The 12,602-nt window shown below is 35.3% G+C and carries 9 protein-coding genes and 1 pseudogene; 9 read left to right on the top strand and 1 reads right to left on the bottom strand.

The features are described from left to right. Positions 1-23: 23 nt before the first annotated feature. Complete coding sequence (locus tag ACTSEZ_RS07445) at positions 24-632, bottom strand: TetR/AcrR family transcriptional regulator (RefSeq protein ID WP_369733539.1); 609 nt, start codon at positions 630-632, stop codon at positions 24-26. 182 nt (positions 633-814) lie between these two features. Between ACTSEZ_RS07445 and ACTSEZ_RS07440 the strand changes: the two genes are divergently transcribed. From ACTSEZ_RS07440 to ACTSEZ_RS07400, 9 genes and pseudogenes are all read left to right on the top strand, one after another. Next, complete coding sequence (locus ACTSEZ_RS07440; RefSeq protein ID WP_369733538.1) at positions 815-1,981, top strand: cytochrome P450; 1,167 nt, start codon at positions 815-817, stop codon at positions 1,979-1,981. Positions 1,982-2,160: 179 nt separating this feature from the next. After that, positions 2,161-4,563 (top strand): efflux RND transporter permease subunit, encoded by a 2,403-nt coding sequence (locus ACTSEZ_RS07435; RefSeq protein ID WP_369733536.1) that lies wholly within the window; start codon positions 2,161-2,163, stop codon positions 4,561-4,563. A gap of 518 nt (positions 4,564-5,081) precedes the next feature. Then, on the top strand, positions 5,082-5,723 hold the full coding sequence (locus ACTSEZ_RS07430; RefSeq protein WP_369733535.1) for a DUF1349 domain-containing protein: 642 nt from the start codon (positions 5,082-5,084) through the stop codon (positions 5,721-5,723). A 1,239-nt stretch (positions 5,724-6,962) separates the two neighbouring features. Beyond that, a complete protein-coding gene (locus ACTSEZ_RS07425) occupies positions 6,963-7,463 on the top strand; it encodes an FtsX-like permease family protein (protein WP_369733534.1) in 501 nt (166 codons plus the stop codon). Positions 7,464-8,099: 636 nt separating this feature from the next. Continuing rightward, positions 8,100-8,585 (top strand): RNA polymerase sigma factor, encoded by a 486-nt coding sequence (locus tag ACTSEZ_RS07420; RefSeq protein WP_369733533.1) that lies wholly within the window; start codon positions 8,100-8,102, stop codon positions 8,583-8,585. Further along, positions 8,582-9,487, top strand: a complete 906-nt coding sequence (locus tag ACTSEZ_RS07415; RefSeq protein ID WP_369733532.1) for a zf-HC2 domain-containing protein — start codon at positions 8,582-8,584, stop codon at positions 9,485-9,487. The genes ACTSEZ_RS07420 and ACTSEZ_RS07415 overlap by 4 nt, the downstream gene beginning before the upstream one ends. Positions 9,488-9,871: 384 nt before the next feature. Then, the gene (locus tag ACTSEZ_RS07410; RefSeq protein ID WP_369733531.1) at positions 9,872-10,498 is read left to right on the top strand and encodes an NUDIX hydrolase; all 627 of its coding nucleotides are present in this window, start codon (positions 9,872-9,874) and stop codon (positions 10,496-10,498) included. A gap of 177 nt (positions 10,499-10,675) precedes the next feature. Then, positions 10,676-11,396 (top strand): annotated as a pseudogene (locus ACTSEZ_RS07405) (alpha/beta fold hydrolase). A gap of 546 nt (positions 11,397-11,942) precedes the next feature. Continuing rightward, positions 11,943-12,509: a histidine phosphatase family protein gene (locus ACTSEZ_RS07400; protein WP_369733530.1), complete on the top strand. Its 567-nt coding sequence runs from the start codon at positions 11,943-11,945 to the stop codon at positions 12,507-12,509. Positions 12,510-12,602 lie beyond the last annotated feature (93 nt).

Genomic DNA, 12,602 nt, shown 5'->3' with positions numbered 1-12,602 from the left:
TGACTGACGTCAGTGAGCTTTTTCTAATCGAATTTCACTTGCATCCCAATCAGATTCAATGGTCCCTGAGAAAAAAGTACAGCCATTTTCTCAGCCATATATTCAGTTGAGAACATCATGTTATTTTTAAGCCACCAATCAATAATACCGACTACGGAACTAGAGAGGTAACTGAATAGCATATCATGTGGGAAATCCAATCGATTCGCATCTATTTCTAATTTAAGAAATTCTATTTTGAATTTATCAAATAAAAATTTGGTAAGGTGCTGCTGGAAGTTAGGAATATCCTCTGCCGTCAGCATTGTCTTATAAAACATAGAATTGTCTCTGATCTGATCAAAAACGATCACCAACATGCCTTCTAATGCTTTTGCATAGAAAACACCGTTTTGAATATGTAAAGATGTTTGAATGCAAGATGCCAAATCATTTAAGACTCCATCTGTCAGTTTCTTAAGTAAATCATATTTATCCTGATAATGGAGATAAAAGGTTCCCCGTCCAATTTGGGCTTCCGTTGCTATATCTTGAACCGTTATGGGGGAAAATCCCTTTGAATCAATAAGACTGATAAACGCGCTGCGAATGAGAGCCTTTGTTTTAATGACTCTAAGATCTTCTTTAGACAATATTTTTCCTCCTGTTCATAAATGAGTGTTTTATTAAACAAATGATGCGTTTTTTGTTTTATAAAAAACATTTACTACTATTCTGGACATTGAGTGATCCTATTTATCATTATATCATAAAAATGAACATTGCGTTTATTATTATAACTGATGTTCAAGTCATGAAAATGGAGGAGATAATTTTGAAGAATGTACCTTTGAAAAATCCTTTAGATCCGTTCCCATACTATCAAATGATGAGGGAACAAAATCCAGTTGCTTACGACCCACAATCAAACACTTGGAATGTCTTTAAAATGAAACACGTGAAGCAACTTGCTTCAGATTATGAAAGGTTGTCCTCAGAAAAGCAATTTACGGAACAATCACCAATTGCATCAAGTCTTATCATGATGGATCCGCCAAATCATCGACAATTAAGAGGGCTCGTTTCCAAAGCATTTACTCCTAAATCTATCCAGAAACTTGAACCTAGAATCCGGGAAATTACGAAAGACCTTTTGGATTCATGTACACCAACCCAAAGCATGGAATTTGTACAAAATCTGGCTTATCCTTTGCCGGTTATCGTGATTGCAGAACTTCTAGGGGTAGAACCGTCCAAAAGAGAAGAATTTAAGAACTGGTCTACACATATCATTAGTGTTGCCGGGCAAGTTGGTGGGAAGGGTCTGTCAGATATACAAATCAAAAACTTTATGGATGCCCAGAAACAGATGACTCAGTATTTTTTAACCATTTTTGAAGAACGCAGATCTTTTCCTAAAGATGATTTGATATCAATCCTCCTAGACGCTGAGGTCGATGGGAAGAGTCTTACAGAAGAAGAGCTGCTAGGTTTTTGTATGCTGCTGTTAATCGCTGGACATGAGACTACCATCAATTTGCTGTCTAATTTCGTCCGCTGTCTGATTGAAAAGCCTGAAATACAAAATAGATTAAGGACGAATCCAGAGGAGATTCCTAAGGCTGTAGAAGAGGTATTGAGGCTTTATTCACCTGTTCAAGCGGTTATTCGAACAGCAAAAACTGATATTGCAATTGAGGACGTGATTATACCAAAGGATTCAAGAGTTCTCTTATGGTTGGGGTCTGCAAATCACGATCCAGAGGTGTTTGAGCGTCCAGATACGTTTTTATTGGAACGAGTCAATATCAAGCACACGGCATTTGGACATGGAATTCATTACTGTCTGGGTGCACCATTAGCAAAACTAGAGGCGGTCATCGCCGTTGAAGAGCTGCTCAAGAGGTTTAGCATGATGGAATTGGAAGAAGGGAAAATATTAGAGCCTCTATCTGATCCTGTAATGTTTGGACTAAAAGAACTTTGGTTGACTGTTAAATAATTGAGATGCTGATGCAGAAAATGCATCAGCTTTTTTGTGAAAATAACTGCAAATATGAGACGAATAACTGTTATTTGTCTATTAAATAACAATTAAAGTGAAAGTGGATATTGTGTTTTTTAAAACTAAATTATACTATTTTATTGAACATAATGTTTAATAAAATAGGAGGAATAAGAATGAATAAATTCTTTAAGGGGATAGCTACGGCAGTCAACTCAAAACCAAAACAGATGATAATATGGGTTTTGATTGCGACGGTTATAGTTGGATTTGGTGCTTCCAAGATAAAAGTTGATTTAGGGCAAGAAACAATGATTTCGCATGATGACCCTATATACAAAGCGACTGAGGAGTATCAGGATAAGTTTGGGAGTGATACATTATTTATTCTTTTATCCGAAAAAGAAGGCTCACTATTAAATGACTCAACAATAAAAAAAATCAGTGGACTTCAACAGGAACTTAAGGGTATAGAAGAAATACAAACTACTTTCAGTTACGTCAATCTACTAGAAAACTCGGTCAAAGAAGCTGCAGCGATGAAAGTGACTGCAGAAGAGAATTTGAAAGAAGCTGTTTCGAAAGCAATGAAAGAAGCAGCCGAAAAAGGAGCTTCTCCTAGTGAACAACAGGAGACAGCTAAGCGTGTGCAAGCACAGTATTTTAGTGAAATGAAAGAGACATATGGAACGCAGTTTGAGGAGCTTCAAAGAATAGGGGAGCCGGGATTAGATAATCCTGCATTCGTCCAAGGTGTGATTTATAATCAAGATGGAAATTTAAGAGAAGAATTGACAAAATTGATGCCTCAAAATGGCGAACATGCCATGATCATCATGAAAATAAAAGGCGGAATTCCTTACAGCGAACTTCCTGCACTTGTGAAAAAGGTAGAAAACAACGTAAGTGATGCATCGTTGGAGGGAATCGAAACAAAAATTTCAGGAACTCCAAAAATTTACGGAGCTATTTATAACAGCATGATCAGTGATATGTCCCTCATGCTTGGTTTATCAGTTGTTCTTATGGCCATTATCTTATTTGTTATCTTCCCGGTTAAATGGCGTCTTCTCTCCTTACCGGTTGTCCTAATTTCTCTGGTTTGGACTGTTGGAATCATGGGGTACTTGGGCGTGCCAATGAGTATGGTGACTATGGCCATTCTGCCAATCTTGATTGGACTTGGGACAGACTTTGCTATTCAATTTCACAACCGTTACGATGAAGAACTAAAAGAAGGAAAGACTGTTCATAAAGCCATTTCAAAGTCAATTCGCAAGATGGGACCATCAGTGGGAATTGCTGTTTTTTCAATGACACTGGGCTTTGTCACGCTGCTGATCTCAAAGGTGCCGATGATTCAGCATTTCGGGATTATGCTTTCGGTTGGTGTCATCGTGTCTTATTCACTTAGTTTGGTTCTCATGTTTGCCATCTTTAAACTTAGAGATAAAGAAAGTGTGGCTTATAGCTCTGCAGCACCAAGTAAAATTGAACACTTTATGAAAAAGCTCGCCAATCGTGTTGTAAAGCGACCGGTCATTCTAATCGTATTTGGACTTTCCCTTGCAGTTGCAGGCTTTTCAATGGATCATTCTCTTAAAATTGAAACCAATCTTGAGAATCTCATGCCGCAGGATGCCCCAGAGTTAAAAGAACTGAATTCCATAAGAGAAATAGTAGGAGCTACGAATGAGTTAACTTTTATGGTCAAAGCGGACGATGTGACCAAAACAGAAGTCATTCAGTGGATGGATCGCTTTCAGCAAAGCCAGCTTTCCAGTCATCCTGAGCTGGAAGAAGGAACAAGCATCGTTGGTGCAGTGAAGCAGGGTAATGCTGGTGAAGTACCATCAGACCAAGAAAAAATCGATATGGCACTCGAAAGAATTCCTTCAGAACTAAAAGGAAACATCGTGTCTGATGATGGAAAAACTGCCTCTCTCTCTTTCTCAATAGGGGACATCGGCATGAAAGAACAAAAAGTTCTTTTAGATGAGATGACAGAAAACATCGATACTCCAGAGGGAATCACAATTGTTCCGGCAGGATCTCAAATCATTAACATCGAGTCCGTCGGTTCTATGACAGAAAATCGTCATTTCTCTACATTGATAGGAGTAGCAGCAATCATAGCAGGACTACTTGCCGTGTATAGAAGCCTAAAAATGTCACTGTATCCTGTAATCCCAATTCTTTTAGTCATTGGCTGGTCTTCGGGCATTATGTATCTGCTTAATGTAGAAATAAACCCTTTAACAGCTGTTTTAGGCTCATTGGTTCTGGGGATAGGCAGTGAGTTCACAATACTCGTTATGGAACGTTATCAAGAAGAAAGAAAAGCTGGATTAGAGCGTGACGATGCCCTGATTAGAGCCATTTCAAAAACTGGAAGAGCTATAACGGCATCTGGACTGACAGTTGCAGCTGGATTTAGCACCTTGATTTTTTCTGATTTTGTTATGCTTAGATCTTTCGGTATAACAACAGTCATAGATACATTGCTATGTTTGATCAGTGCTTTAATTATCTTGCCAGCCATAATTGTCATCACAGAACGCAACAAAAAACAAGCTTAATGAATAATATGGTATTACTATACGCAAAATAGATTAATGATAAGATAAAAGTAGCGAGCTAAAAAAGGTAAGAGCACACCATGCAGAGTATGATGGTGTGCTTTTTCAATGCTAATATAATATGGGGTTATAATCCACGAGACAATCAGTTAGTTCAGTCAAACTATTAAGCGATATAATGTATATTTAGAGAGTTAGGAACTTTCTTTAAGCATGTGCTTGCTCGCAAATCAGGTACTCATCGGGTTTGAGACTATCAAATTGATCAGTGATTAGGGAACTAATTCAAAATGACAATTATGATAAAGTAGATTACATATCGGGATTTTATTATACCGAAGTGGGGATAATAAAGAAGAACTAGACTTTATTCCGTTAATTTTATTCCTGATATAAAGCAGTATGCTTCCATTTTGAACAAACGAGGTTAGTAGGTAGTTTATTTCAATTTAAACATCCAAAAAAAGTTGTGATAACTCGACCGAAGGTCTTAGCATAAAGTAAAAGGGGGACGGACTTTGAACAAAAATTGGATACTAAACGAGAATTTTAGTACTGCAAGTTTAAATGAAATGCTGGAATGGCGTTGCGAACCCAAGAAGTGGTACTTAGACAAAAAATCTTCTCAGCTTGTTTTAGAAACTGATAAAGAAACTGATTATTGGCAAAGAACTCACTATGGTTTTCAGGTTGATAATGGACATTTTCTCTATATCAAAACTGATAAAAACTTCAGGATGACAACAAGAGTTGAGGCGTTGCCAAAATCCAAGTATGACCAAGCAGGACTGATGATTAGGTTTTCGGAAGACATATGGGTGAAAACTTCCCTCGAATACATTCCAGATGGTTTAAGCAAGCTAGGAGCAGTTGTAACTAATGGAGGCTATTCGGATTGGTCTACACAATATGTTGACTATGAAAATGTTCATTTATATTACCGTATATCAAAAATTGGACAAAATTGTTATGTCGATTTTTCTTTAAACGGAGAAGTATGGAATCAAATTAGAATCGCTCACCTAGATGTGCCTGAAAAAAATTCAACTGTTTTAGCAGGCATATATGCCTGTAGTCCTCAAGGGAAAGAACAAGAAGTACGCTTTGATTTTATAAAAATTGAAGAGCTGGATAATGAGCCAGCAACTGCATATTTGTAAATCATGTTTAGTTACTTGAAATGTAAGTGAACTTAGATGGACATCAAGATTTTGAGACGATGTACCTGAACTGTAGGGGATTTTAATACAATTACAGTTTCCAGCTGCTATATGAATGAAAAGACTCGTCACTAAGACGAGTCTTTTCTCTTGCTTGTTGAATTGCTGTCATTGCGGCATCTTTCTCCTGGTTTAAATAAACTTTATTCTTTAATCCTGAACTGAATAACAGTAGGTATAAATATTTTTAGAAACTCAGTTGTTGTTTGATTGGGTTAAACAAGGCAGATTAAGTTTTTGATGTTTTATTATAAGAATATCTAACTTTTCACTGTGCTTTTAAGGTTTTTGGGTTGATTAATCCGTAAATACTGACCATTTGAATTAGTTCTTCTCTCAAAATGTATGCAGCTATATCTTCTAAAGTTTGCTCCAATCTAGGTTCCCTTTATAGAATATATCCCATCTGCTTTATTGGTGTCCCTGGCATGGTTTCGGGTGTATGTTAGTGCCAAGGCAGAATGCAGTCTTTTCAGAATGTTTAATTACGGAACATGCACGCTTTATAATTGAAAAGGCTACGAAAAATGATGTTTAATAAATATCGATTTTCCTGTTCAGTTTTTAACAAATAATCCGATAATTCCATTCTTTCATTGTTAATAATTGATAAGTGCATAAAATATAGAGGATGAATTCTCGCTAGCCCATTAATGAATGTTCCTTATGATAAACATAAACAACCCTTACTTTAGTTTTCATAAGGAGTGAACATAATATTGCAGTGTATATAGATGTTAAAAGATTGCAATCAGTTCATCAGTAATTTTATTAACTGACTATCCTTCACAAGCTGACAAAGATAATGAAGGATGTTTGAAATTAGGTGTTTGTTTTCACTGAATGAAAATAACAAAAAATAGCAGGCTTTAAACAAGAATTAGACCTGCTTTATTTGATAATATCACGTAATTTTTTACTGTTTTGCCTAACGAGTACATCAATCGAGTGTTGTTTATACTGGAATCAACCACTGGTTGACTCCAAGTATATTGTTAATACATCATTTGGTCTGAAATAATGGAACAAATGAAAAGGAACAATCATAAGAAAGAGTAGGTAAGTGAAGATGGATACTATTTTTGTTGGGGAACGACTTGCTAGTTTAAGAAAGCTTAAAGGAAGAACACAATCGAACGTAGCAGATCATTTCGGAGTGAGTAAGCAAGCTGTTTCTTTGTGGAAAAAAGCCTCTACGATAAGCGCTTTACCAATGTATACTCACACGATTTATTAGTAGGTTCCCAAGAAAATCGATTTGATTTTTACCGAACGTCGCCTGCATACAACACTCAGCTAGGAGCTTCGCTCTTATTAGGTGCAATTGGCATAACACTCTCCGTAATTGCTTTATTTAATACCTTTGCTGTTATTATGTCAGTAAGAAAAAAAGAATTTGGAAACCTCAGAATAGTGGGAGCTAAAAAGGGACAACTCATTAAAATGACACTCATTGAAACTCTAATTGTAGTTGCGACTGGCTTGATAATTGGACTAGCAATTCTTTTTCTATGCGTTGGTTTTTATTCGTCAGCAAACTCTGGGGAATTTGACTTTGTGGTAAATGCGTATCTTTTCTACTTCACTACTATAGCATCAGCAATTTTAGGGATACTTGCAGGTATAATTCCATCAGTATTAACAATCTTGAAAATGAAACGACAGTTTAATGTAGAATAGAACGGTCCTAAATTTACGATAAAGCACCTATGTAACTGCGAACGTGTTATGCCTTGAAAACTCAACCGTAATTCATTAAGAGATTAAAAGTAATAACTTTATCTTGGGGGTGAGGTTGTATGACAGCTTGTTAGTACTACACCCATAATGAAAAAATAGAAATTTATGAATAACAGGTTCGGTTCAAAGGTGCAAAACAGAAAATCTCAATACAATCCGCACATCATTTAACATTTAAATGGTGTGCTTTTCACTTATATAATTAAAACAGAATGTTGGACAATTATGATAAAATGGAAATAACAGTTATTACATTAAAGGGCAGTTTAATTGAAGAATGGTTTCAACTTTTTATTCAACAATCGGGCCAGATTGTTGAAGATCGCTTAGTAATAAGTTAATAGTTAATATATAGATGTATATATTTCACTTGAACTAAGCCGATCTCATTGTGAACAAAGTCGAGAAGAAATGTTTCATGAATATTATAAAGGGATACATGGGAAGATGTATCGACTACAGTCCCCAATAATTAGGGTAGAAGAAAAATGGACCGGACGTACTTTGTTCGGTTTTTTTTTATATTTTTGTAAGATATTTGAGTTTATCGCGTCTTATATGTAAGGAGGTGAGTTGGTGACACAGCTTGAGGATATTTATAATACATACTTTAAAGATGTATTTTTATATGTGTATAGTTTATCTGGCGATAAGCATATCGCTGAAGATATCACTTCGGAAACTTTTATGAAGGCATTAACATCGCTAGACAGTTTCAGAGGGAATAGTGATATCCGTGTTTGGTTATGCCAAATTGCCAAAAACAGTTATTACTCTTATTTGCGTAAGAATAAAAGCTCGGTGGATCTTGAGTCGGTTCCAGAATCAGCTAGTGGAGACAATGTAGAAAAAGAAATAGCCATTTCAGAAGCGTCTATGAAGGTACATGAAGTTATCCAGAGTTTGAAAGAGCCATACAAAAAGGTCTTTACTCTCCGTGCATTTGGAGAAATGTCATTTAAGCAAATTGGCAAATTGTTTGGAAAAAGTGAAAACTGGGCTTGTGTTACTTATCACCGTGCTAGAGAAAAAATTAAAGCGCGATCGGAGGATTATCGATGAAAATTAGCTGTAATATGATTAGGGATATACTGCCGTTATATGTCGAGGATATGGCAAGTCAAGATACTAGAGATCTAGTTGAAGAACATATAGCTTCTTGTGAGAACTGTAAAAAACGACTTGAAGAAATGAGGACTTTTGAAGAACCGCCAGTAGATACCGATATAGCTCCCTTAAGAAACATACAAAATACATTGCGAAAGAAAAAGCTGCAAACGATTATTCTTTCAGTCATGGTAACATTGGTTTTTGCAGTGGTTACAATCGCTTATCTGACAACCCCAGCATACATCTCTTATAATGAAAATGCGGTTTCAATTATTGAAAAGGATGACGGAACTGTACTTTTGAATTTTAGTGAAGAAGTCTCTGGATTTAATGTAAATCACTATCCAGCAGCAGACAATTCAGGTTATGTCTATGATATAACAACATGGGAAACGATTTGGCAACAGCAAATAAACAAAAACAACCTGGAAAATACGGTCTTAAACCCGAATGGGGAAACGGTCGCTTCGATCTACTATTACAATACCGATGGAAGTGAAAATACTTTAATTTATGGAGATCCAATAACTGATGGTTCTGTCATGACGTTACCTCGGCTTGTTTTAAGCTACTATGTGTTGTTGGCTATAGGATTTTTACTTATTTGTGGAATTGGATTGGTCATATTCCGCAAGAACGAAAAAATAAGAAATGGACTAGAAAAAATGATTCTATTGCCTATCTCGTACCTGTTTGCTCACTTACTTATAAAAGGTCTTCACTCTGCCACTTACCTTGCTGGACGAGACCTTTATGTAATATTACTTGTCACAATTTCTTTATATGTTGCGTTGTTAGCTGGAAGGAACATATTAAAAAAAATATCAATTAAGAAGCCGAAAAGCACTTTATAAGAGTAATAGGCTCACCAATCAGCGATTTTTTTCTTAATTTCAGTTCTATATTACTTAATACTTAAAGGTCTCTTGATTGATTCAGATTTCAAAAACATGGCCAAAAGTACTCTTTAAATTGGCCAAAAACTCAAAATTCTACTGACCAGATGCAAGGATTGGGGTGCTCTTCTGTTCCAGCAATCCTTCTCATCGGTACAATAATATTAAATGCAATCACACTGTATATGTGTCGGAGCAGAGCAGAATAGTAAGATGTTTATTTTTCGTTTGGAAGATAGATTGTGAAACGTACATTAAGTAAAGATGAATACGCCTTTCACTATTTAGTCGAATAGTTAAAGAACCAGAAATAGAAAGATAAGTGACTTTTGGGGGCATTTTATGGGAGAGCAAGAGAAATTAAAGATCTTTGATGATAATAAGAATCTAATAGGTGTAGCTACTCGGAGTGATGTTCACAGGATTGGATATTGGCACGAAGCGTTTCATTGTTGGTTTATCAGTAATGAACAAGGAATAGATTATATTTATTTACAGCTTCGTAGTAATAGTAAAAAAGACTACCCTAACTTATTTGATATAACTGCTGCTGGACATCTACTAGCTGATGAAACAGTTGAGGACGGAGTAAGGGAAATTAAAGAAGAAATTGGTATAGATTTAGCTTTTAAGGAGTTAATAAGGTTAGGTGTAATAGATTATTGTGTTGTGCAAGAAGGTTTCATTGATAAAGAATTAGCAAACGTTTTTTTATACAAGTGCGCAAATATCTTTGATGACTTCACACTTCAAGTGGACGAGGTTTCAGGAATAGTAAAAACCAAATTTATTGATTTCACTCAACTTTGGTCTGGAGAAAAAGATGAAATCGAAATCAGTGGATTTAAAATAAATAATGAAGGACAAAAGCAAATAATTAAAGAAAGTGTAAACAGGGATAAATTCGTCCCACATCAAGTTACTTTTTACAGAGAAGTTATTCAAAAGATTCAGGAACAAATTAGATAAAAGCAATACTTTTTCAGTTAATGGGCGTTTATCTATAATTAGATAAGTGTCCTTTTTAATTAATGATTGAGCTAATCACTAAATTTGAAATAATTGGTATTGGACAATTAGGCAATTTAATGGAATAAGCTAAAGTGTTATAGAGTAAAGGAATATAAAAGTGAGGATCTTATTGAGATGTCTAAAGAGTTGTATATAAAAGTATGTGATGTTTTAATGTTTGCTAATTTGCTTGGAGAAAAAAAAGGGGAAACCAACCGTTGTTATGGATGCTGGGTATGGGGATTATTCAAAAGGGTGGAATGATAATTTCCGAAGTGTCTTTGCTAACAGAAGTTATTGTATTTGATAGAGCAGGTCTAGGCAGCGAGCCAAGTTCTAATCCTGGAAATAGCCGAGAGATGGTAAAGGAACTGAAAGAACTTTTAAATAAATTGAATATAATTCCTCCATATATACTGGTAGGACACTCTTTTGGGGGTATAAATGCACGGTTATTTGCGAGTAAATATCCTGACGATGTTTGTGGACTGCTTCTAGTAGACTCTACACCTGAGGATTACCGAGAAAGATTTCTTCCCACTATGTCCAAAGAGTTTCAAGAAGCTTACAATAAGCAATTCGTTCACGAAGGTAATTATGAAGAATTTATGCAAAGTTTAAATCAATTAAAAGAAGACCAAAAGAAAATAAACATTCCATTAACAGTCCTTTCTGCAGGCAAAAAAATCACTATTCCCCCAAGTCACAAGATTTATGGAATACAATGCAAGAAGAACTTCTTCAAATATCTTTTATCAGTGAATTTATAATTGCTGAAGATAGTACACATTACATACAAAATGATGAACCAGCATTAGTTGTAGAGGCCATTAGAAGAATGATTGAAATTTGTTAAATTAATTGGCAAGAGTGATGTCCTTGAAAATAATAGCTTGGTTATTATTAATCATTCATTTTGGTATCTTTGTGCTTTGGATAGCTGACTCGGATTACCTTTTTTCTTTGTTCGGAGTAGCAATATGGTTTACTGCAATTGTAATTGCTTTTTTTGTGCAAAAACAGATGAATAAGCAGTTAACAATATATAGACTTTTAATAGCATCGAATCTTTTTATGGTTTTTCTAAGTGTAGTTACAATTGGTATATTTATTATTATGAACTCAATGAATTAGAGCTTTATACATATCAACCGGTGGTGATTGCAGCACAGTGGATCGCCAATTTTTATTGAGAAATTGTGCAGGATTTTGGAGTAGTAAGTATTTGCTTAGGTTTAATATATCTAGGATAAATTTCTATGCCATAGTTGCAGTTGTATTATAACGAGAGTTGTTTAACAGAGGCAGTCACTCTTTCGCCGATGAGCAGTATATTAATTAAACAGTTCATAAAAAATGGTTCGTTTCTTATTGAACGGAGAGAACCAAATTGGAGGGGAAAATGAGCACATTTGTTTATATGGTGAGACACGGTGACTCACCAAGAGAAGGAAATGAAAGAACAAGAGGTTTAACCGAAAAAGGGCTTTTCGATGCTCAACGAGTGTATGACAAATTGACAAATGTGAAAATTGATGCAGTTATTTCAAGCCCTTACATTCGTTCAATTTTAACTGTCGAAAAATTAGCAAAACAATTAGGACAAGAAGTTTTAATATTTGAAGATTTAAAAGAGAGGATGTTTTCTTCTGAAGACGATCGAATATCTGATAATGAATTGGTTCCACTGTTGGAGAGGTCTTTTTTAGACTCAAATTTCGCTCTAGTCGGAGGAGAATCAAATGCTGATTGTCAAAAAAGGGCTATTAAGGTTTTAAAAGATATATTAGATGTTTTTAGAGATAAAAGAGTAGTAATAGGTTCTCACGGGGCTGTGATGACTTTAATGATGGGATATTTCGATAGTAATTTCGACTTGGATTTTTTACATAGTACATCAAAACCTGATATATATAGAATTGAATTTAATTATCAGGAACTAGTGGGTGTTAAAAGAATATGGAGTTAACGTACTTGTTTTGGCCACTAAGTAACTCTGATAATATTGCTGAAATTTTGTAGCGGTCTCAATAATTACTTGAATGAATCTTTTACAATCGGG

Origin of the sequence: Metabacillus mesotrionivorans, from assembly GCF_052171315.1 — a bacterium.
In the GTDB taxonomy this organism is placed as follows: domain Bacteria; phylum Bacillota; class Bacilli; order Bacillales; family Bacillaceae; genus Bacillus_P.
Note: the sequence above shows the minus strand (reverse complement) of the source record. Positions and strands in the feature narration are given on the sequence as shown.